Here is a 21928-nt window from a genome sequence, read left to right on the forward strand (position 1 = left end):
GGATGCGAACCGCAATTTGTGATGTTTCGTTGTAGTAACCGCGAGCTAAAAACTTCCTTCCCGTTCCATCGTAAATGTCCACAAGGCTTCCGCTGGGAACGGATTCGTCATACTGCAAGGCCATGGAAAAAATCCACGGATGATTGCTGGCCATAATATGCTCTTTGCCCGGTTTGAGAAGGAGTTTTGGGATCATTGGATGATTACGGCTTATTCTTCCATTTCTTTAGAAATTGCTTTTTCGAGTGCGGAAAGATTCATGCGCTTTTTCATTTTCTTGAGCTCGGCATCGTCCTTTGCTTCCAAGCCCAGGTGGTCGTGAATTTCATCCACCATGCAAAGGATGCGGGTGATTTCTTGTTCCGCCTGCACATTGATCTGAAGATCGATTTCTTCACGAAGATCCGCCACTTTGGAGGCTCTATTTTGGCTGATGAGCACAAAAATCGAAAGGAAGATGGCTTCCAAAGACACCATCATGGTGAGAAAACCAAAGGGATAAGGGTCGAAGGGGCTAAGAAAAGGCACAAGATCCATGTTGATGATCATCCACCCGGCGAACCACACGAAATTTACAATGAAAAACCAAGTGGAACCAAACGCTTTGGTGATGGAATCGGCAAGGCGATCGGTGAGGGTTCGATCGTGACTCATTTTCATTTTAAAACTCTTGATCTGTGCTTTCTTCTTTTTTAAAAGCGCATCGTGGACCGTTGGGTCTATAAATTTTTGTGTGAGCGCTTTGATGTCTTTGATCATATTATTTTACCGTGCTTGAGTTTATTGTACCTGAAGCACTCTGGCCTGCAAGTTTTCCGGTGGCCCAAGCGCACTGAAGGTTGTAGCCACCCGTAAACCCATCCACATTTAAGATTTCTCCGGCGAAGTAGAGCCCCGGACAAATTTTGGATTCCATGGTGCGAGGATTCACTTCATCGGTGTCTACTCCTCCCGCCGTTACAAATTCGTCTCCGGCTCCGCGAGCAATGGCGTGAAGTGAAAGATTTTTAAAGATATTGATGAGACGATTGAAATCTTTTTTACTGAGTTCTGCGCTGATTTTTCCTTCGGGAATTTGCAGTTGATCACAGAGCGCACTGGCGAGTGATTTTGGGAAGGGGAAAGAGAGATTTCGAACTTGTTTTTTTGGATTTTTTTGTAGCTCTGCCTGCAGTGTTTTTTCCAGAGCTTCAAGACTAAGGTCTGGGACAAGATCTAAGCGAATTTCGAGCGGATTTTTTGCGTTGTACTCCTCAAAGGCCACCAGAGAGGATAGAGCGAAAACGGCGGGACCTGTGATGCCTTTATGGGTAAAAAGCAGGGGGCCGGACCAGTCTATTTTTTTTGTGCGCTTCACGGTGAGTTGGGCTTTTTTCAAGGCCACTCCTGCTAAAGTCTTGATCCATGGCTCTGACAAAATAAAAGAGTTGAGACTTGGCGCAAGCGCGGTGATTGTGTGGCCAAGACTTTCGGCAAACGCATAGCCATCCCCCGTTGACCCTGTGTGCCTATAGGCCTGTCCTCCGGTGGTGAGAATAAGTTTATCGACCAAGAGTGTTTTTGCGTCTGAAAACGACAGATTAAATTGCAAACCCTGTTTCTCTATTTTTTTGAGTTCACATTTAAACTGAATCTTGATTTTTTGATTTTTGAAAAGAGTTTCGAAGACGCCCACAATATCTTTTCCATTGTTGGAAACCGGAAATATTCGCCCATCTTCTTCTTTTTTAAGCGGAACTCCATGCGCTTCAAACCATTCGCGGACGAGCTCGGGTGAAAATCTGTAAAAAGCGGATTGTAAAAATTTTTCTCCCCTTGGGTAGCGCTGCGCGATGAGGCTTAAATCTGAAAAACCGGTGGTGACATTGCAGCGGCCGCCGCCGGAGATGATGACTTTTTGCCCCAAGCTCGCGTTCTTTTCAATAAGGAAGACTTCGTGCTCCGCACCGGACTCCAGGACGGCGGCGGCCGCCATCATTCCTGCCGCCCCACCACCAATGATTGCTATTTTCATGAACTCATTCTAGCATTTGCTCATGATCAACGAAAAGATTTCTCAAATTTTCACCGATATCGCCGAAATGCTGGAAGTGCTGGGCGAGAATCCTTTTCGAGTTCGAGCGTATCAACGCGCGGCGGAAGTGATCAAAGGCTTTGGGAAGGATCTGGAAGTCCTCTGCAAAACGGATGAGAAGGAACTTGAAGCTATTCCGGGCATCGGCGTCGACCTGAGGCTCAAAATTAAAGAGATTGTGGAAACCGGCAAAGCCCAAATGCATGAAGATCTTAAAAAGAAGGTTGGCCCCGGCATTTTGGACATGCTGCATGTGAGGGGCATCGGGCCCAAAAAAGTGAAGCTTTTTATGGAACAACTGGATATTCGCAGTGTTGCGGCGCTCAAGGCCGCGGCTGAAAGCGGTGCACTCGCCACCCTCCCCGGCATGGGTGAAAAAAGCCAAGCCGGAATTCTGGAATCCCTCGCTCAAATGACACATCTTAAAGAACGAGTCCCCTACGCTTTTGCCCTCAAGGAAGCCAAGGAGGTCCTCACCTACTTGGGCACTTCTCCACACTTTGAACAGGCTCAGTATGCGGGGAGTTTGCGCAGAAAAATGAAGACCATTGGCGATATCGACATTCTTGCCACCGGCAAAAATGTTCCTCAAATGATGGAGTTTTTTTTGGCCTACCCTCGCGTCAAACAAGTGCTCGCTGCGGGAGACACCAAATGCAGCGTGGTCCTGGATTCCGAGATGCAGGTGGATCTCCGCGTGGTGGAGCCGGAGTCTTTTGGAGCCGCTCTGTTCTATTTCACCGGTCCCAAACATTTTAATATTCTTGTGCGCACCATCGCCCTCAAACGCGGCTGGAAAATCAATGAATACGGCCTCTACGACGGTGAGAAGAATTTGGCCAGTCGCACTGAAGAAGAAATCTTTGAAAAACTGGGCCTCCCTTATTTAACTCCCGATCAACGGGAGGATTTCAAATAAATTCTATGCAACACTTCATCCTTCCCCATCCACTTGAATCTGAAAAAGTGCGCATCTTTGATCGCCTCACGCTGCAGCAAATGACCAAGGTGCTTCGTTTTCGCAAGGGCGATAAATGTGTTTTGATGGATGGCAACGGCACCAAGGCCAAGGCCACGATTGAAGAGCTGCATTCTAAAGTTGCCGTGCTGCATGTCACTGAACGGATTGTGGAGGCTCCCCCCGCGCGGCGCCTCCGCCTGTACTGCGCGATTTCCAAAAAACCCGCGACCTTTGAGCTGATTTTGCAAAAAGCCACCGAGCTCCGTGCCACCGACCTCATTCCGCTCCTCACGGAGCGCTGCCAAGTTCAATTCCTAAAAAAACAGGAACGGCTGAACCTCATTATTAAAGAAGCGTGTGAACAATGTGAGCAGCCTTTTATGCCTGTTCTGCATGAACCGCTCAGCCTTGAAGATTTGCTCAAAAACCCTCCCGCTGGAAAAATACTGGCCGGAGATCCTTGGACTTACGATGCCAAGCTCAAAGACATCCCCCTTGTGCCCACTGAAGATTTGAATTTGGTGATTGGCCCCGAAGGCGGACTGACTCCCGAGGAACTTTCCGCCATTCGCGCTGCTGGAGGCATTTTGTTCCAATTGGGAGATAGCGTGCTGCGAATGGAAACGGCTGCTCTTGCCAGCTTGGCCATCCTTCAATATGCTTAGTCCACCTAATCCACCACTTATGCGAATCGCCGCTTTTCTTGCCACTGCTTTGCTTCTTGCTTCTTGCAGTTTGGTTTCGCCCTACACCATTACTTTCACCACTCCCAAAGACAGCGTGGTGGACCCCGCCACCGATACTCTCGATTTTGTGGTGAGCGCCCCCGCCCTCGCGTACATTTCCGAAGTGGAGTGTGACGATGCCGATGATATTGAACTTTTGCCTGTTATTACCGATGAAATGATGCCGAGCACCGCTCACAATTTATCCCTGAGCATGCTGAATGGTGCTCCCGGCAGCGAATGTGAAATCACTGTTACGGCTTTTGACCGCAGCACCACCGCCACCACCCGATCCGACATCTCCGTTGTGATTTTTGGTGAACCCGTGGCTGAAGAAGAAAGCACCGTGGAGGAAACTCCTGTGGTGGAAGGCACTGTTGAGGTGCAGCTTGAAAGTGAGACCGTAGTGGAAACCGCGCCCGCAGAGGAAGCTCCCGCTGAAGAGGCTCCTGCAGAAGAAGTGCCTGCTGAAGAGACCCCCGCAGAATAAACCATGACGACCCTCGTTGAAGTTTTACAAAAAAAGAGCGCGGAGCTGAATTTATTTTCGGCCGGTGATCGTTTGAAGCTTGCGGATAAACACATCCCCGATGCTTTGGCGATTTTGGATTTTTGTGAGATTCAGGCCGGGGATTGCGTGGCCGATATTGGAACCGGTGGCGGCCTACCCGGCTTGGCTTTGGCTCAAGCTTTGCCCACGGCATCGTTTACTTTGATGGATGCGACCGCCAAAAAAATCACCGCGGTTGAAGCCATGGCCAAAGAACTGGACTTAAAAAATGTGACGGGGCTTGCGGGCCGTTTTGAGGCCTTGGCTCATGAAAAAACCTTGCGCGAACACTTTGATTTTGCCACCGCGCGAGCCGTGGCGGAACTTCCTGTTTTGCTGGAATACGCCAGCGGATTCTTGCAAGTGGGTGGATCGTTTTACGCATGGAAATCTTCGGAATATGAGGAGGAATTGGAGCAATCGCGGAAGGCTCAGGAAGTTTTAGGCCTCCATTTTGTGCGCGCGCACAACTATGTGCTGCCCGGTGGAGAAGCTCGAGCCATTTTGGAGTTTAAAAAAACAGACCGCCTGGAGGCGAAATACCCTCGAAAGGACGGCGCCCCAAAGGCAAAACCTTTGGTTTAGGGGTGTACCTAAACAGCAAGCAAGGAAAATCTGTGCCCGGGCAAGATAAAATTATACATCAGGAGTACCTCCTGGTAGTGGCCAACCTTCCTTATTCCTTGCATCTACAAGCACCTTTTGAGTAGATACTCTATAGCTTCTGTCGGATTTTTTAGCCTCTCTATAGGATTACAAACAGATTCACTGAGGCTTATCTCTCCATTTTCTGCTCTTTCAGTTAATGTCCAACCAGGAATACTGGCTCGAGAGTCTTTTACCCTCCATCCCTCTTCTATCACAGCATATCTAGGATGTAGCAATCCCCTTGCAATTAAGAAATCACAAGCCTCTTGAGCTGTTGTAAATCGAAGATCCGGCAGTTCTTCACGAGGAATAGCGGCAACTAGTATTCTTCTAAATGCTTCCTTATCCCATTCGCCATAGATATACTCCATCCGGCTAAGGTAAGTAGTTTCTTCTTCATTCACCCCTGCACGCATTGCAGCCTCCCATTCCTGATAATCAGCATCTAATCCACTTGCTCTTAAACCTCTTACATACTCCAATACTAATGACCATGTTCTTGGCATTTCTGGTTGTATATCCTCCCTTGGTACTCTCATAATAATTGAATTAAAACATATAGAGTATAGCCATAAAATATGCTCTTGTCAAATTCAAAGGCCCTCGCGAAGAGGGTCTTTTATCTGAGATGGCACTCATTCCAAGGATCGTCTTCATTATTATAGCTCCGCCACGGAACAAAGAAAAGTACCTGTTCTTGTGCGCCTAAACAGCAAGCAAAGAAGGTATTTTGAAAATAAAATGGCTTATTTAAGCCATAAATTGAGGCAAAATCTGTGCGCGCGCACTGGCGTTTAGGCGAACAAGGTGCATGTGTGACTGGGTTTACTTTTTGAAGTTTATGCTTATGTGTACTTTTGATTTTATATACAAGATGGTTTTAATCACAAGATAAGCCATCACTATGTTGAATAATGGCAGAAGCACCATAAACAATATTATTTGTGCAACCGGTAAATCCCCAATTTTCAATAAATATAAAAATCCAAAATAATGCGCGTTTAGCATGGTAAAGAGAAGTAGTGCACCTCTCCCGCTACCAACGATTTGCCACTGAATTAGGGTTAAAATAACTGTAATAACGAAATACAAAACTCCAATGATTATTGCCATCTTTAGTGTTTCCCTTTCGTTTTTCATAATCTTAAGGTTTATCTTTGCCGTCTTGATAAAGGGGTTCTGTTAAAAATTGGATACTTCGAACCATAGCATGCCTGCTCAATCTGTTGCAACCTGGAATAATGTCTTGAAAAAGGGTATAATAGTGGGGATGGCAGCAAAAGACTTAAATAAAGATAAAATAGTAGACCAAGGAGAGGAGGGCGTTCCTGAACTTGTGAGTCGTTATTGGCGTTTAGCCAGGAGTGCGGCCAAAGGAGAAATTGCCAATGGCAATGCCGCATTTGAAATGGCTGAGATTTTGCATGTATTGTTTGCTAACTCGGGGCTCCATCCATTCCTTTCGGTCCGAAGTCACGATCCAGCGGACTGTGACCTCGCCATGAGTAATATCTCTATATTGGCAGAAAATCTATGGTTGGCAGCTCAGCTTAAATTCGGTGAGGAAAACCGTTTTTATCCTCCGGATTACGCTGAAGCGCGAGACCAACTTGTGGATGGACAAACTCAAAAACTTGAAATCAAAGAGACTGAAAAAGCTGGCCAAGGACTTCATGCAAGAGAAGCCATAAAAGAGGGAGAAATTGTATTTGTTTGTTCAGGGAGTCGAAGGATGTTGACTACTCCGTATGAGTCTACCGAATTGATTGAAGTGCCTGATATTAAGGCAAAAAGCACTCGATTACGACGATTTTTTTATGAAAATCCCAACGAGCATCACCTTGTAAGTCCACGCAATCCGGACTCGATCTATCCCAATGCGATCTGTATCGATCAAGAAGGAATGGAAGCTTTGATCGGGCTACGATTGGAGAATCCGAATATCAAAGTCAACATTTGGCTGGATCCCTTTGAAGCATGTCCTTTACGATTTTTAAATCATTCTTGTGAGCCCAATGTAAAACGACAGGCGGATGGGGTGACCTTTGTGGCGATGAGATCCATTCCACCCGGCGAGCAGTTGACTTGTGACTACTCGACCTTGGAGGTGAACCCGGATTGGAAAATGAAGTGTCAATGTGGTCCCAAATGCAGAGGAACTATTGGGGGCATCCAGTCCTTGCCTGCAGAACTGCTGCAGCAGTATGGAACGGACCTTCCAGAGTTTATGTTGGATTTATTTAAGGAATCACACCCTGAGCTGAATCGCGATGTCCTTGACCGAATAGAATTGACTCGATGGGGTATGGGACTGATTCGGCTTTAAGCATCCGGGCAATGGTGTATGATTAGCGCAAGTATGCCCAAACCATTCCAAGTTCAAGATAAATATTTTCACCTGGCGAAGGAGCGGGGGTATAGGGCGCGGAGTGCGTTTAAGCTTTTGGATATTCAGGAGAAGTTTCAGCTGATTCGGCGGGGAGATACGGTGGTGGATTTGGGGGCGGCGCCGGGGAGTTTTTTGCAGGTGATTGCGGAATTGGTGGGGCCGAATGGGACCGGCGTTGGGTTTGATTTGCAGGAAATTGCGCCGTTTGCGGAGAAAAATATTCATACTTTTGTGCAGGATATTATGGAGAAGGATGCGATTTTTGCTCGGCTGGAGGAGCTTGGCGTGAAACGAGTGGACACGGTGACCAGTGATCTTGCGCCCAAGACCAGCGGCATTCGGGATCTGGACCAAGGGCGGAGCGCGGAGCTCACGGATCAGGCTTTCTTTTTGGCCACTCGCCTTTTAAAAAAAGGCGGCAATTTTGTTGGGAAAATTTTTGAAGGAGAAGAAATGAAAGTTTTGATCGCCAACATGAAAAAACGGTTCAGAAAAGTTTCGGTGTTCAAACCCCCTTCTTCCCGAGATCGTAGCTTTGAGACTTTTGTGGTGGGCATCCATTTGCTATAGTTTTGGCACTTGACCCCCCCGCTCATGAAAACTCGCACCGAAAAAGACGCCATTGGCCCCGTTGAAGTTCCTTTGGAAAGTTACGGAGGCAGTTTTTATACCCGTGCACAGGCCAATTTTCAAATTTCTCCGCTCCGCATTCCACATTCTTTTAAAGTGGGCTTGGCATGGATTAAATCCTGCGCGGCGGAGGTGAATGCGGATTTGGGCGATCTGCCCAAGGCTCACGCAGAGGCCATTGCGCAAGCGGCTCAAGAATTTATTGAGGGCAAATTTGAGGAATATTACGATTTGGATGTGTACCAAGCGGGAGCCGGGACTCCTTTCAATATGTCTTTGAATGAAATTTTGGCGAATCGGGCCAATGAAATTTTGGGTGGAAAGAAGGGCGAATACAAACCTTTGCACCCCAATAATCATGTGAATGCCGGGCAATCTTCCAACGATACTATTCCCACCGCCATTCGTTTGGCGGCGCTTTTGGAGCTGGTTCCTCTTCTGCAGAGTGGACAAAAATTGGCGGAGGCTTTTCAAAAAAAGAGTGTCGAGTTTAAGGACATGCTCAAAGTGGGGCGCACCCATTTGCAGGATGCCGTGCCGGTGACTTTGGGGCAAGAGTTTGATGCGTACGAATCGGCTTTGACCCGCGCACTGGAGCGCTTGGAAGCGGCTGCGCCCGAGCTCGGAGATTTGGGAATTGGGGGTACAGCAACAGGTTCGGGAATTAACACACGGCCCGAATTTGCTCAAAAAATGGTGGAAGCGCTTTCTAAAAAAATGGGCATTGAGCTGGGCTTTATGAATCCTTTTGAAAACAGTCACAGTCTGGGTGTGTTTGTTTCAATCTCGTCGGCGCTACGAGCCCTTTCCATTGAGTTGCTCAGAATCTGCAGTGACTTGCGCCTTATGGTTTCGGGCCCGGAAGCGGGCTGGAATGAAATCCATTTGCCGGAAGTGGAGCCGGGGTCTTCTATTATGCCGGGCAAGGTGAACCCTTCGGTGCTTGAGTGCATCAGCATGATTTGTGTGCAGGTTCAGGCTTTGGATCATGCCATTGCGTTTTCCGGATCCCAAGGACAACTGGAACTCAACTGGTACACCCCGCTTGTGGGCTGGGATTTGCTTCATCAAATCCAGATTTTGGAGCGAGGAATGGACTTGCTCCGCCGAGATTGTATTGAAGGAATCACCGCGAACAAGGAGCAGATGCAGGAGGTTTTGGATCGCAGTTTTGCCATGGCCACCGCACTGGTGCCGCATCTGGGCTACCATGAAGTTGCGGAGATGGTGAACCGCTCCAAACGGGAGAAAATTCCTTTCGCCAAATTGGTGAAAAAAGAGCATCTCAAACACATTGCAGTGGAAAAGCTCACGCAGCCAAACCTATAAGGAAAGAGGGAGGCTTTGAAAAAGCGGGAGCGCTCCAGTTCGGATGCATGATCCTCACTTCCGCTTCCTTTTGGTTTATGCTTTTTCAAAGCCCCCTCTTTCCCCCGGGATTGTATGGGTGAGTTTCTTTTACAATCACTTCACGGTGACGGTTTTGCTGAATGCGTCGACGATGCCGGTGCTTTCGGTGATTTCTAGGGTGATGGTGTAGGTGCCCGGGGCATCGTAAGTGTGGCTGCCGGGTTTGCGGTCAAAGCTGATTTCTCCATCCCCAAAGTCCCATTCGTAGTTGTCGATGGTCCCCTGAGAACAACTGGGGTCCACCACCACAATGAGGAATCCTGTGCCGGTGCTTTCATTCACGGTGAAACAAGCGGTGAGGGCAACGGGACGAACCACGATTTGCATTTCGGTGGAATCCCTGGCTCCGTCGGCTCCCACCACCGTGAGCACGGCGGTGTAAGTTCCCACGGCGTTGTATTTATAAGTCACCGTTGCATCGCCAATATACAAGTCTGCTCCATCTCCAAAATCAATTTCGTACGACACGATGCTGCCTTCTTTATATGAGGAGCCGGAAGCGTCAAAACTCACTGTAAGCGGGACCTCTCCATTGCTGGGAGTGGCTTCCAGTTTTGCGGTGATGCCCTGAGCGGTGACTTCAATATTTACGGTGCTTTCCTTCGTGTTCCCGGCTGCATCGGTCACCACGAGCATGGCTTCGTATGAACCCACTTCTCCATAAGTATTTGAAACCTTGCTTCCACTGTCGTCCACAATCCCATCTCCATCAAAATCCCATTCGTAGTCCACGATGTCATCCTCCGGATCGGTGGAACCGGAAGCATCAAAGCCCACCGTGAGTGGCACGGGACCGGAGACCACTCCGGAGACCGCCGCAGGACTGGTTTTTATGGACGCGCTTGGAGGCGTGCCTTCTTCCACCACTTCGAGGTCTAAAATGCTTTCATCCGCATTGCCGTCGGCGTCCAAAACGGTGAGCACCACTTGGTAGCTTCCGACTTCTTCATAAGTGTGTTTTACACTACGGCCTTCCAATTTTGTGCCATCGCCCATGTCCCACTTGAACTTCACGATTTTTTGTTCGGTGGCTTGAGATAAGTTCCCATCAAACTCATAGCGTTCATCCGTAAAATAGACCGCACCTTCTCCAAGAGGAGGCGTGATCACCGCTCTTAAACCTCCCACACTGCCCGCCTCGATCACTTGGCTGGTTGTGGCGGATTCTCCATTGTTGTCGGTCACACGCAAAGACACTTCATAATTTCCTTCCTGAGTGAATTCGTAGGATACCACTTCTCCAACCGCATCATCGTAGCGGCCGTCTTCATCAAAATCCCATTCGTAAGAAACAATTTCTCCGTCGGGATCAAAAGAACTTCCCGCATCAAAATTCACGGTGAGCGGAACTTCCCCACTGCTGGGATTGGCCACAAAGGATGCGGCGGTGAGTTCATTTTCTATCACCACTTCGGTGCTGGTTTCATAATCGAATCGAGCCCCGCTTTTCAGATCCATGTATTCCACGGTGAGCACCACGGTGTAGATCCCGTTGCCCTGTGCTTTTTGCTTATATTCATGGGTCACTTTTTGTCCGTTCGCGATGCTGCCATCTCCAAAATCCCAGGTGTAAGAAAGAATGCTGTACACGGAAGTTTCTATTGGAATCAAGCTTGCATCAAAACTGATGCTGATGGGTGAAGTGAGTCCAATGGTGTTTTCCGGCACCGTTACGATGGGAGAACCATATCGCAACTCTTCCACCAAACGAGGCCCTAAAAACCATATTCCCACGAGCCACAAAACGCCGGTGAGCAGGAATCCGATTCCAAATTTTAAAGCCATGCGAGAGAACTTTTTCTTTTGTTCCAGCTCTTCTTTTTTTACGAGCAAAGAACGGATGAGCCCATATAAGGCGGCGAGCATCGTTGCAATGACCACGGCTCCCATTTGAATGTTGAAGAGTGTGTAGAAAAATTTATTGAAGCCCGCTTGAGAAATGGGAAGATATTTAAAGAGGATGAACTCCGTGTTTGCCAAAAAGGCGGCCCACAGCACCGTGAAGACCAAGAGCAGAACAAAAACTACGGATGAAACAATGCCGAGTCTTTTGAGCATTCGCTTGCGCTTGATTTTGGGATCAAGGGCGGGTGCGGCGGGAGCTGCAGGGGCTGGGCTTGGCGCCTCCGGAGCAGGCACTGCCGGGATCGGCTCTGACGACGGTGTGGGGGCTTGAGAAAATTCTTCCATATTAATGCTTGGTGATTTTAGTGAGCTGAGCTTTGAATATGAAGCTGATCGCGGCGAGTGCCGTGATGAGGGCGGAAACAATGAGCACCATCATTTCGCTTGGCGTGGCATTGAACAGATTAGCACCTCCCAAGGATCCTTCAAAGACCACTTGCAGGGTGGATATGTCTTTTTCTCCGGTGGCTTTGTCGTTTACGGTGAGCTTGACCACCACTTGACCGTAGGATTTATAAAAAGGTGTTTTCCAAGATCCTGCAGAATCGTCCACAAAATCCCTGTCATTGTCTCTCACACCATCGTTGTCGGTGTCGTAGAAAATATTTTTATCCAAGACGAATTCCAGGTCTTCAGAACCTCCCTCGGCTCCATAATAGAATGAGACTTCATCCCCATCTTTCTCCAAGACCACTTGGTTCAAACTGTTGGGTTGTGGTGTGCTGGTGAGGAGGGCTTGTACTGAATCCAGCGGGCTTGAGACGACCACGGTTTGTACGGTGGAATCGGTTTTTCCAAAACTGTCTTCCACAATCAACTTCACTTGGTAGGAACCGTAATCGGCATATTCAAAGGAGGGGTTTTTCGTGGTGGCATCCGTGTCATTTTCCGGGTCTGTATCTCCGTTGGTGTCCGCGGTGAGATTGAAGTCCCATGAAGCACTGAGGAATTCCGCTCCCTGAGCGGTGTCAAAGGAGGTCTCATTTTTGAAATCCACCATTTTATCGTTCACGATGGTGGAGAATTTGGCTTCGGGCGCTGTGCTTTCGCTCACATTGACCGTACGCGTTACGGTGTCTGCCTGGCCCGTGCTGTCCACAATGGTGAGACGAGCTTCATAAGTGCCCAAGGCGGGATAGGTGTAGATTGGATTCTCTTCAAAAGAATCGGTGTCGTCGTCGGGGCTTCCGTTTCCATTGCTGTCCACGGAAAGATCAAAATCCCAATACTGCCCTTCCAATTTTGCGTCGTTCTCAAAATCAATGATGGAATTGTTTTGGAAACTCACGGTGGTCCCCGTTATTTCGGTGAGGAAGGCGGCTTCGGGCGGTGCGGAAAGTGCGTCCACAAAAATAGTGAGGGTCTCCGAAGGGTCGGTGGCACCCGCATCGTCTTCCACTTTCAATTGCACTTCAATTCCCTCCGGGTGCACTTGAGAGAACTCGTATTCAAAAGAGGCTTCTTCCGTGGGTTCGTTGTTCCAGAATCCATCGCCTTCAATGTCCCACCAATAGTTCACAATTTCTCCATCCGTGTCGTAAGAAGTGCTGGAGAAACTGACCGGTTCCCCCACATAAACTGAGGTGCGATCCACAGAGATCCCCGCCACCGGAGTTTCGTTGGGCCCATTGGTGACTTCCAGGGTTGGGATGGATGCGCTGTCCAAAAAGTCGGAACTTGAGACCTCGTTGCTGTCGTCATCGGTGACTTCCACTGCAAATCCATATTCCAGAGTTTCTCCCGTTTTTCCTTTTGTATCGATGGTCATTTGGAACTCCGTGCTTTGAGCAATGATTTCCCCGAGTGCTTCCGCGGTGTCGTTGAGATCGTAATACCACGCCTTGATGAAGGTGATTTCTCCGTCTTCATCAAACGCGTCCACGCTAATGTCCACTTTGAGAGGCGTTTCCAATTTATCTCCTTCCGGGGTCACCGTGATGCCGCGAATCACCGGGTCCATGCCCTCAATCAGAATGTTGACGGAAGTTTGATCCATTACGGTGCTGTCGTCTTCATCACGAACGGTGAGCGTTACCGTAAAAGTCCGCTGTTCGGAGAACGAGTGGGTGACCGTGCTTTGAGAGGAGGTGACTCCGTCTCCAAAATTCCAGCTGTAATCCAAATTATCCGTACTTCCATCCACATTAATAGATTCCGTCGCATCAAAAGAAAATTTGGTCTTTATACTTCCTTTGAGTGAGCTCCCCGTTCCAATATCTTCTTCCGCTCCAATCGCAATCACGGCAATGGGAGCATCACCAGCTCCAATGTAGACGCGTTGCTTGATACTGTTTTCGTCATCCTCATCATTTAAAGCGGTGAGTACCACTTCAAACACTCCGGCGGTTTCGTACACATGCGTCAAAATCGTTTCTCCTCGAGTGATGGTGTCGGTGTAGTCGCTGGAGCCGTCTCCGTAATCGATTTCAAAAGCGGTGGCCGTGGCACTGATCGCCGTGAATTCCACTTCCGCTTGGCCGTTTGCATCCAAATGTCTGGCGGTTTCTCCTTGGATCTCCATGCCAATGTCCAGCGTGGAATCGATGGTGATTGTACCCACTGCCGTATCACTCTTTTTGAGCTCGGCGGAATGTTGGTCATAAACAGTGAGGCTCACACCGTAATCTCCCTTTTTAAGGAATTGCACCGTGAGTTCTTTGTTCTCGTTTTCTGCGCTGAGGATGGTGTAATCCTCCCCTTCCGTGCCTTCAAACTCCCATTCAAATGTGAGAGTGTCTCCTTCATCCGGATCATAACTTTCCCCGGCATCAAAGAAGAGTGTTGCAGGCTGCGTTTGGCTTGGGACCGTGTATTCATAAGAAGCCACGGGTGCCGTGGATTCCACCAAAAAGCTGAGTGAAGCGGTGTCGGTTTTCCCACTTCCATCCGAAACGATGAGTTGCATGGTGTAGACGCCGGGTTCTTCCAAAGCAACCGCAATGACTTCCCTGTTGTTCTCTTCTAAAGGTACTGCCGTGCCCTCCTTTGTGAGGGTCCAGGAAGTGCTTACGATTTTTCCAATGTCGGTGGTGGAGCCGGAGGCGTCGAATTCAAAAATGGTGCCCACGGTGCCGGAGCTGGGGCTCATGGAGAACCGGGCGGCCGGCGAGGCCACGAATAAAGTAAAATATTTACGGTCTTTTACTCCGGTGTCGTCTGTGACGGTGAGAGAAAGGTTGTACGAGCCGGCCTCTCCATATACATGGGTCACCGTGCTGCCTCCTTCTTGTCCGTAAGATCCGGATGCGGTTTCACTGTCTCCAAATTCCCATTCGTAATACACAATGCCTCCCTCCGCTCCGGTGTTGCCATCTCCATCGGTGGTTTCACTGGCATCAAATGTGATGCCTCCTTCCGCTTCGGACATCGTTACTTTATAAGTTCTTTGATCAATGGCCGGAAAGGATCTGAAATCGGCGATCACGCTCGCGGCCTCTGTCCCCGCTTGTGCCGTGAGCACGATCATGGATTTGGAAGGTTCCACTTCCACCGTTACCATTGACACTCCCGCGGCAATATTTTCATCTTGGCTGCGAACGCGCACTCGTATTCGGTAGGTCCCCGGTTCATTGTAGGTTGCGCTCACCGCGTCTCCTTCCGTGTTTTCGGAAGTCACGGCGGCGGTGTTCAAAGTGCCGGAGCTTTCAAAGTTTCCATCTCCATTCAAGTCCCATTCAATTTGATCGTCTTCCACCGTTTTTCCACTGGGGTCTTCCGTGCCAAGCACATTGAACCGTACGATCAAAGGATCGTTGCCGGAAGTGGCGGAGGCCTTGAGGCGCACCTTTACAAATTCCAGATTCTCCACCAAGTTGTGGAGGTCATTCATGGCGGTCACAATTTCTTGCGCCGTTTTTGCGTTCACCGTTTCCAAAGAACTGTCCAGCAGTTCATCGGCCGCGTTGAAGGCGTCCAAAACTTCCGTGAGTTTGGATCCGGAATCAAAGCCCTGTCCTTCGGTATCAAAAAGATCTTTCATCTCTCTAAATCGTTCCAGCAAGGCTCCCACTTCTTCAATATAATCCCCTTCGGCAGCCGTTTGAATGGCCACAATATAGGAACACACTTTGTCATCGATCTCACGAATATCCATATCGTAGACCGTGTAGCCCAAGGCATAGGTATAGAGTTCCGTGCTCTCATCATAATCTCTTGTGTTGCAGGCATCGGTGGTGGTGACCCCTCGATCGAGTTCCTGAATGATTTCTTCCACGGAGGCGGCGGAAGCTTTTGGAATGAGACGAGCAAAGAATCGATCCAAGTAGCTGGTTTGAGTGCCGCTTCGCAAATAGTTATAAAGCGCCTGAGCGGCTTCGTAAGTTCCACTCAAGGAATCCACTTCTTGTTGAATGTCTTGGATTCCCTCACGCAGCATGTCGATGTAATCTTCCACATCGTCCTCATCAATAAGAGTGTATTGATCAGCATAATCGCTATCGGTGTTTTGAGCCCATTCGAGCACATGCTCTAAAAGCCCATTGATGGTCCAATCCGTCTCTTCCACATCAATAATGATGGGCATTTCCACCGACTGCATGTACGCCACTTCCTGGCTCACTGTGAGTAAAGTTTGGTAGGAGTCCAAATATTCCGCGCTGATTTCCTCAATTTCTTCCAAAACAAACTCCGTATCAAAAGAAGCTCCGGTTTCCGTAATGGTGGTTCCATCCACTTCTCCCCCGCTTCCATCTCCGGAACCGTCACCCCCTCCTGCGCGGAGCAAAGTGTTCACCATGGCGAAGGACCCCAGAATGATTAAAATTCCAATAGCGGCATAGCTGATGGCCTTTTTTCCGGTGGAGGCCATGTCTTCATCTCCACGGCTGAGCACATACATGACTCCTCCGTAGACTACAATCACCACGGCGATCAATCCTAAAAAGGACAAGGCGTAGTTCACAATGGTCTGAATAAATTCTCGCGCACTCTTGTTTTCCGTGAGCTGGGGTGCGTAACCGGCTTCATCCGGCGCTTCAAGCTCTCCTTCCAATTCCGTAAAATCCACTATCTCGTCGCTGGTGTCACAGCCCAAGGCTCCGGCCAAACTTTCGTCCAATTCCGCACATTGCGATTCGATGATGTCGCCCTGTGACGCATCGGTATTGGTTTCACCGGTTTCCACGCTAAGGTCAAAGATCTCATCCAAATCATCCACTAAATCTGCGGAAGCCGGTAGCGCCCATAGGCTATTTATCCCTAAAATAAGAGAGAAAAGCAGCGGAGTGATGCGGCGGCGAAGGTTCATATGTTGGAGGGCCTGGCGTTTTTCCATGGTATTATAACGGTTTTTATCTGGACGCATCAAGCTCAACCACTGTGTTCACAATGGCGAAGGCGGCGAGGGCTAAAATGATGCCCACGGCAGCACCCATGATGATCTTTTTAGATTTGGCCACATTGTCTTCGTTCTGCACTCCCAAGACATAGAGGTAACCCGCATATAAGAGGAAGGCGAAGGAAAGTGTGCCCAAGGTTCCCGCAATAAAGTTGGTGACTTGTACAAAAAGAAGTTTGGCTTCTTCCACTCCAAGCGACTTCCCTTGATTTTGGAAAAGAATTTCTTTGACCACAAACTCTGAGATTCCTATTACAAAGAGTCCCACCAAAGCCCAAGTGATTTGTTTTTTGGCCTTACCCACTTGATCTTCACTCGCCGAGCCTCCCACAAAACGCATGCCCGCCATGATGAGAACCGAGACGGCAATGGACCCAATTAAGATTTGAATCAAGCTGTAAATTCCTCGAAAGAGGGTACTGGCTTGCCGTCCAAACTCTTGAGCCCCGGACTCTCCTCCCCTTAAAATTCCTCCATCCGCTCCAAAGAAAACCTCCACCAAAGAGTCGGACATAAAAATGATGACTAAGCCCTGCAGACCATAGCTTATAAAATTCTTGGATTGAGAAAGCACTTCTTCACTTTCTTTTCCCGCAGTGACCATTCGCACGCCCATGATCACAATAAAGAGGATGGTGACCGGGGTTATGATGAGTTTGAAGAAATCCAAAAAGCGTTGGATGGCGGCCACAATGACATTGGCGCCCTCCCCTTGTTCCGAGAATGTCGGGAAGCTGATACCTCCGGAGGGCTCTTCATCACTGCTGGTGGGGGCAGTGCCGTCCTCCACCTGAGTGCTTTCCTCGCTTACATTTTGCTGAAAATCGTCAATGATGCTTCTAAAGTCCAAAGCATCGGCCACCGCGGCACTTGCGGTGAGCAGTTGTATACTTGTGAAAATGAGGAAGAGGTATTTTTTCATGATTTAGAATTTTCCTGCAATGATGGTGGAAACAAGGGCAAAGGCTCCATAGATCACAATGACGCCTATGACAGAGTTCATGATGATCTTTTTCGCAAGTCCGCTGCGTTCTTCATCCCCTCCCGCCGTGATATACAAAAGTCCTCCCGCCACAATACCCAACATCATGATGGGTCCCACAAAAGAGACTACGATGTTGGTGACGGCCACCATTTGCTGCACTCCTTCGTTTTGATCCAGCACCACAATGGTTTTATCGGCCGATTGATTGAACTCCGCCACATAAAACACACGGCGAATCACCATGTCGGAGACCATGACCATCAAGAGACCCGCGGCGGAAAGTGCCATGCTTTTCTTTGCATTGCCCACTTCTTCTTCGTTGTCTCCGGAAATCACCATTACGGCCCCGCTTCGAATAAAGAAGAGCGCTGCCAGTCCTCCGAGTAAATATTTCACAAAAGTAATGATGAGGCGCGTGGTGTTGTCAAAAAGTTCCACTCGCTCCACCAGCTTTTCGGGGTCGGAGAGGAAGTTCCCTTCGCGGTAATCGAAAACTTCCGCGATGGGGCCCGCAATACTGATCATCAAAAAGCCCACCAAACCATAGACCAGGGATTTCCTTTGGGTCTTGGCGGTCTCTTCGTTGTCTCCGGAAATCACCATGGTGAATCCTGAAACGACGATGAAAAGCAAGGCTACCGCCCCCACAATAATCCGTAGATTTCTGGCGACCGGCCCCAAAAGATTTTCGAATTTTTCGAGGGCCGTGTCCCCTTCCGGCGCGGGTAAGTCCAAATTTTCGGCGGAGGGTAAGGGCAAAAAGTCAGCCAAAGCGTGTGAAGCAGAAAACACGAATATCCCCAAGAATAAGGCTAAAAGCAGACCTCCCATATGGATTTTTCCCAATCTTTTCATCCAAAGCTTTGCCATAAGTGGTTTTAAATCTCATCATTATACCAGAAAAACAGGTTTTGGAAAAGACTTGCAAAGGAAGAAAGATTTGTTTAGACTGCTTCTAGACAAAAGACCGCAAGCTTTTTAGGCGAGTCACCCTCATTCATCAACACTATGGCTGAAAAAACCACAAAAACACGATCCGGAAACCCTGTCGTTGCTTATTTCTCGAGTGCAATTGAGGAATTCAGCAAGGTGACTTGGCCCACAAAGGAACAAGCCGCTCTCCTCACCGGGATTGTGGTTGCGGTTTCTCTTGTGACCGCCATCCTGATTGGGGCCTTTGATTTGGGCCTTGCGGAACTTTATAAACTTGGACTTAAAGCCTTATCTCAATAACATGGCAAAACAGGCAAGAAATACCGGACGAAATTGGTATGTTATTCATACTTATAGCGGATATGAAGATGCGGTGCGAGAGGCTTTGCTCCAACGCATTGAATCCATGAACATGCAGGACAAGATTTTTGATGTGATTGTGCCTAAAGAAACTCAGATTGTGGTGAAGAAGGGTAAGCCAAAAACAGAGAAGAAACGGCTTTTCCCCGGGTATGTGCTCGTGGATATGACGGTGGATGACGAATCTTGGTATGTGGTGCGAAACACTCCCAATGTGACCGGGTTCGTGGGCAGCGGAACTATTCCCGTTCCTGTTTCCGGAGAAGAATTTGGAGTGATCCAACGCTACCTGGAAGACGACAACGCGCCTAAATTTAAGATTACACTCAGCAAGAGTGACTTGGTTATGGTTCTGGATGGACCGTTTGCAGGCTATGAAGGGGTTGTGAATGAAATTGATGATGAAAAGGGTAAAGTGAAAGTCATGATCTCCATCTTTGGCCGTGAGACTCCTGTTGAACTTGATTTTGACCAGGTAAAGAAGAAGTAAAGTTGATGTTGCTTGCGCCAGTTTTTAATAGGCACTGAAGTGCCTGGCCTCCGCTCCGCTGCGGCTTGTATGCAGAAACTCACCCTCTTCTCGGTTCTGCTTTCCATCTCCGTGATTCTTATTGTGGGAGATATTGTGGTGCACGATTATTTGGCCACTCCCCCTCCTGTGGAAGGCACACCAGAAAATCCTGTTGAGGAATTGAACCCCGATGAAGAAGCTTCGGTGGATTTGGCGGATGAAGCGCTCCCTATTGTTTTGGAGTCCACCCTGAGTTCCGGACTCTTTACTCAAGCCGGCTTTTTAAATCCCGTCCTTAAAGACACACTCTTTTCCGGTTTGGTTTTCCAGTTTATATCTTTTGCAGATCAAGAAACGGCCACCGTCTACCAATGGAATGTTTTCGATGGTGAACAATTTATTGGTTCAATATATGAAATCAAGTACCCCACGGAGACGGGAAGTTTCCAGGGTTACCTGGCCCTTCGTGAACGAGCCATGAGCCTCACCGACTTGGGGTCCGTGAATGAAGTGAACAATTATGGGGATGCTTCTTTTTACTTCAATCATAAGACTAAAATGAAGACGGTTCATGTGATTCTTCGCACCGGATCCGATGTCTATGGCTTTGAATACGCGCAAACTTATCACGAAAACATGAAAAATGTGTTTGACAGCCTCAGTCCTCTTCTGTAGAATCGGCGAGCTTTTAGGTGGCGAGAGCCCCAACAACCTTCTCTAAATATGGCAGCTAAGAAAATTCAAGCCATTGTCAAATTGCAGATTAATGCCGGTAAGGCCAACCCTGCGCCTCCCGTTGGAACCGCTCTAGGACCACACGGAGTGAATTTGCAGGATTTCTGTGGAAAGTTCAATGAGATCACTCGCCCTATGGGAGATACGGTGGTTCCTTGTGTCATTACTATTTATGATGACCGAAGCTTCACATTCATCACCAAACAACCTCCTGCTGCAACCTTGATCAAAAAGGCCATCAGCTTGGAGAAAGGGTCTGCGGTTCCTCACAAAGATAAGGTTGGAACCATCAACAAGGCTCAATTGGAAGAAATTGCAAAGATTAAGATGGAAGACCTCAATGCCAATGACATTGATGCCGCGATGAAGATTATGGCGGGCACTGCTCGCAGCATGGGAGTAAAAGTAGAATGGTAATACTCGCCAAAGGCGAGTGTCCCTGTTGGTTTCATATTAAACAGTGGGAGTTTCATCTGATGTGAAACGTTTGCACCACATAACCCCTAAGACATGTCACACGGAAAAAAGTACCGAGATGCTCTCGGCAAAGTAGACCAAAACAAGCGCTACTCTTTAGAGGAGGCCGCTCAACTGGTTAAAGAGGTTTCTACCAGCAAGTTTGATGGAAGTGTTGAGATTCATCTCAATTTGGGAATAGACACCACTCAAGCGGAGCAACAGCTTCGTTCCACGGTGAGTCTCCCCCACGGTACCGGTAAAAAAGTTCGTGTGATTGCGATTGTGAGTGAAGACCGCGTGAAAGAAGCACTGGCGGCCGGTGCAGTGGAAGCGGGTGGAGATGAGCTCATTGAAAAGATTGAAAAAGGATGGTTGGACTTTGATGTCGCCGTTTCTACTCCTGATATGATGAAGAATTTGGCCAAAGTTGCCAGGCAGCTTGGTCAGGCCGGACTTATGCCCAACCCTAAATCCGGAACGGTCACTCCAGACATTGGACCTAAAATCGGAGAAGTACTCAAAGGACAAGTGGAATTCCGCAATGATAAGCTTGGAAATTTGCATAACAGCATTGGAAAAGTTTCTTTCAGCGCTGAGCAAATCAAAGAAAATGCTGCCGCTTACCTTAAAGCGGTGAACGAAAAGCGACCTGCCTCCATCAAGGGAAACTTCATCAATTCCATCACTCTCAGCCCTTCCATGGGACCTGCAGTTAAAGTGACGGTGAATGAAACCTTGAGCGCGCTTTAGTACCGCGGCGTCAACGCTTGAGCAAGTCTTGCTACGAGTTCGTTTTCACTGTTCCCCACAATAAGTTTCCCTTCTCCTAGGTCTGTTTGTGTATGAAGCACAAGATTGTAGGCGAAGTCCTCGTTCCAGTTTTCGCTGCCAATGTCTTCGAATTCTAAGATGAAGGTGGTTTTGCTTCCCATCCTTGTAATGAAGAGCTTTGGTTTTTGTGATGGCGCCCCTCTTTGAAGGGCAACAATGGCCGGTGCTAGTGTATTGAGTTTTCTTGCCAAGGATTCGAGCACTGCTTCTTGGAGTATCCTTGCTTTGTTTTCCTCACACTCCAGTGACTCTTCTGCACATGCGGCGTCCATTGCCTTCCTTGCTATCTGCTCCTTTTCTTCTTCAAAGTCGCTGACTGGTGCAGGCCGAGGAGTTACATAGCTGGGTTTCAAGAATAAGGCGGCACCGAGGGCGAGACTGGAGAAATGCCTGGACATTGGATGGGGTTATGGACAGATCATCCGTTTAAATTATAGGGTATAAATGTTTTTTGTCAAAGCTTAAGCCTCGTTTTGCAGATGGGGCG

General features: G+C 48.4%; 22 protein-coding genes. 12 read left to right on the top strand and 10 right to left on the bottom strand.

Annotated elements, in window-relative coordinates; all coding sequences use genetic code 25:
* The 3 genes from WC777_00005 to WC777_00015 all read right to left on the bottom strand — a co-directional run.
* A partial coding sequence (locus WC777_00005; GenBank protein MFA6023594.1) for a hypothetical protein occupies nucleotides 1–196 on the bottom strand: 196 nt, incomplete at its 3' end.
* Between the two features lie 14 nt (nucleotides 197–210).
* Nucleotides 211–759 (bottom strand): DUF1003 domain-containing protein, encoded by a 549-nt coding sequence (locus WC777_00010; GenBank protein ID MFA6023595.1) that lies wholly within the window; start codon nucleotides 757–759, stop codon nucleotides 211–213.
* A gap of 1 nt (nucleotide 760) precedes the next feature.
* On the bottom strand, nucleotides 761–2014 hold the full coding sequence (locus WC777_00015; protein ID MFA6023596.1) for an NAD(P)/FAD-dependent oxidoreductase: 1254 nt from the start codon (nucleotides 2012–2014) through the stop codon (nucleotides 761–763).
* Nucleotides 2015–2036: 22 nt separating this feature from the next.
* Here WC777_00015 and WC777_00020 point away from each other — a divergent pair, with 22 nt between their 5' ends.
* From WC777_00020 to rsmG, 4 genes are read left to right on the top strand one after another with little or no spacing between them, the layout of a single operon-like run.
* Nucleotides 2037–2993, top strand: a complete 957-nt coding sequence (locus WC777_00020) for a nucleotidyltransferase domain-containing protein (GenBank protein MFA6023597.1) — start codon at nucleotides 2037–2039, stop codon at nucleotides 2991–2993.
* 5 nt (nucleotides 2994–2998) lie between these two features.
* Complete coding sequence (locus WC777_00025; GenBank protein ID MFA6023598.1) at nucleotides 2999–3700, top strand: RsmE family RNA methyltransferase; 702 nt, start codon at nucleotides 2999–3001, stop codon at nucleotides 3698–3700.
* 19 nt (nucleotides 3701–3719) lie between these two features.
* Nucleotides 3720–4250, top strand: a complete 531-nt coding sequence (locus WC777_00030; protein MFA6023599.1) for a hypothetical protein — start codon at nucleotides 3720–3722, stop codon at nucleotides 4248–4250.
* A gap of 3 nt (nucleotides 4251–4253) precedes the next feature.
* Complete coding sequence (rsmG, locus tag WC777_00035) at nucleotides 4254–4895, top strand: 16S rRNA (guanine(527)-N(7))-methyltransferase RsmG (protein ID MFA6023600.1); 642 nt, start codon at nucleotides 4254–4256, stop codon at nucleotides 4893–4895.
* Between the two features lie 104 nt (nucleotides 4896–4999).
* On the opposite strand, the gene WC777_00040 is transcribed toward rsmG, so the two are convergent.
* Nucleotides 5000–5497, bottom strand: coding sequence for a hypothetical protein (locus tag WC777_00040; GenBank protein ID MFA6023601.1), 498 nt, complete (start codon nucleotides 5495–5497; stop codon nucleotides 5000–5002).
* Nucleotides 5498–5783: 286 nt separating this feature from the next.
* Nucleotides 5784–6098, bottom strand: coding sequence for a hypothetical protein (locus WC777_00045; GenBank protein MFA6023602.1), 315 nt, complete (start codon nucleotides 6096–6098; stop codon nucleotides 5784–5786).
* A gap of 130 nt (nucleotides 6099–6228) precedes the next feature.
* Here WC777_00045 and WC777_00050 point away from each other — a divergent pair, with 130 nt between their 5' ends.
* From WC777_00050 to WC777_00060, 3 genes are read left to right on the top strand one after another with little or no spacing between them, the layout of a single operon-like run.
* A complete protein-coding gene (locus tag WC777_00050; GenBank protein ID MFA6023603.1) occupies nucleotides 6229–7284 on the top strand; it encodes an SET domain-containing protein-lysine N-methyltransferase in 1056 nt (351 codons plus the stop codon).
* 33 nt (nucleotides 7285–7317) lie between these two features.
* Nucleotides 7318–7917: an RlmE family RNA methyltransferase gene (locus WC777_00055; protein ID MFA6023604.1), complete on the top strand. Its 600-nt coding sequence runs from the start codon at nucleotides 7318–7320 to the stop codon at nucleotides 7915–7917.
* 24 nt (nucleotides 7918–7941) lie between these two features.
* On the top strand, nucleotides 7942–9306 hold the full coding sequence (locus tag WC777_00060) for a lyase family protein (GenBank protein MFA6023605.1): 1365 nt from the start codon (nucleotides 7942–7944) through the stop codon (nucleotides 9304–9306).
* 129 nt (nucleotides 9307–9435) lie between these two features.
* On the opposite strand, the gene WC777_00065 is transcribed toward WC777_00060, so the two are convergent.
* From WC777_00065 to WC777_00080, 4 genes are read right to left on the bottom strand one after another with little or no spacing between them, the layout of a single operon-like run.
* Nucleotides 9436–11577 carry a PKD domain-containing protein gene (locus WC777_00065; protein ID MFA6023606.1) on the bottom strand — a complete coding sequence of 714 codons (2142 nt, stop codon included), beginning with the start codon at nucleotides 11575–11577 and terminating at the stop codon, nucleotides 9436–9438.
* A 1-nt stretch (nucleotide 11578) separates the two neighbouring features.
* Nucleotides 11579–16537, bottom strand: a complete 4959-nt coding sequence (locus WC777_00070; protein MFA6023607.1) for a PKD domain-containing protein — start codon at nucleotides 16535–16537, stop codon at nucleotides 11579–11581.
* A gap of 43 nt (nucleotides 16538–16580) precedes the next feature.
* Nucleotides 16581–17549 carry a pilin gene (locus WC777_00075; GenBank protein ID MFA6023608.1) on the bottom strand — a complete coding sequence of 323 codons (969 nt, stop codon included), beginning with the start codon at nucleotides 17547–17549 and terminating at the stop codon, nucleotides 16581–16583.
* A 3-nt stretch (nucleotides 17550–17552) separates the two neighbouring features.
* Entirely contained in the window at nucleotides 17553–18482 is a 930-nt protein-coding gene (locus tag WC777_00080; protein MFA6023609.1) for a pilin, read from the bottom strand.
* Nucleotides 18483–18620: 138 nt separating this feature from the next.
* Between WC777_00080 and secE the strand changes: the two genes are divergently transcribed.
* The 5 genes from secE to rplA all read left to right on the top strand — a co-directional run bounded on the left by secE (nucleotide 18621) and on the right by rplA (nucleotide 21360).
* Nucleotides 18621–18845, top strand: coding sequence for a preprotein translocase subunit SecE (secE, locus tag WC777_00085; protein ID MFA6023610.1), 225 nt, complete (start codon nucleotides 18621–18623; stop codon nucleotides 18843–18845).
* A 1-nt stretch (nucleotide 18846) separates the two neighbouring features.
* Complete coding sequence (gene nusG, locus WC777_00090) at nucleotides 18847–19395, top strand: transcription termination/antitermination protein NusG (protein ID MFA6023611.1); 549 nt, start codon at nucleotides 18847–18849, stop codon at nucleotides 19393–19395.
* 69 nt (nucleotides 19396–19464) lie between these two features.
* Nucleotides 19465–20091: a hypothetical protein gene (locus tag WC777_00095; protein MFA6023612.1), complete on the top strand. Its 627-nt coding sequence runs from the start codon at nucleotides 19465–19467 to the stop codon at nucleotides 20089–20091.
* A 48-nt stretch (nucleotides 20092–20139) separates the two neighbouring features.
* Nucleotides 20140–20568, top strand: coding sequence for a 50S ribosomal protein L11 (gene rplK, locus WC777_00100; protein ID MFA6023613.1), 429 nt, complete (start codon nucleotides 20140–20142; stop codon nucleotides 20566–20568).
* 93 nt (nucleotides 20569–20661) lie between these two features.
* Nucleotides 20662–21360, top strand: coding sequence for a 50S ribosomal protein L1 (rplA, locus tag WC777_00105; GenBank protein MFA6023614.1), 699 nt, complete (start codon nucleotides 20662–20664; stop codon nucleotides 21358–21360).
* On the opposite strand, the gene WC777_00110 is transcribed toward rplA, so the two are convergent.
* A complete protein-coding gene (locus WC777_00110; protein MFA6023615.1) occupies nucleotides 21357–21839 on the bottom strand; it encodes a hypothetical protein in 483 nt (160 codons plus the stop codon). The two genes, rplA and WC777_00110, sit on opposite strands and share 4 nt — an antisense overlap.
* Nucleotides 21840–21928: the final 89 nt, after the last annotated feature.

This window comes from Candidatus Gracilibacteria bacterium (assembly GCA_041661045.1).
Lineage (GTDB): Bacteria > Patescibacteriota > Gracilibacteria > UBA1369 > 2-02-FULL-48-14 > 2-02-FULL-48-14.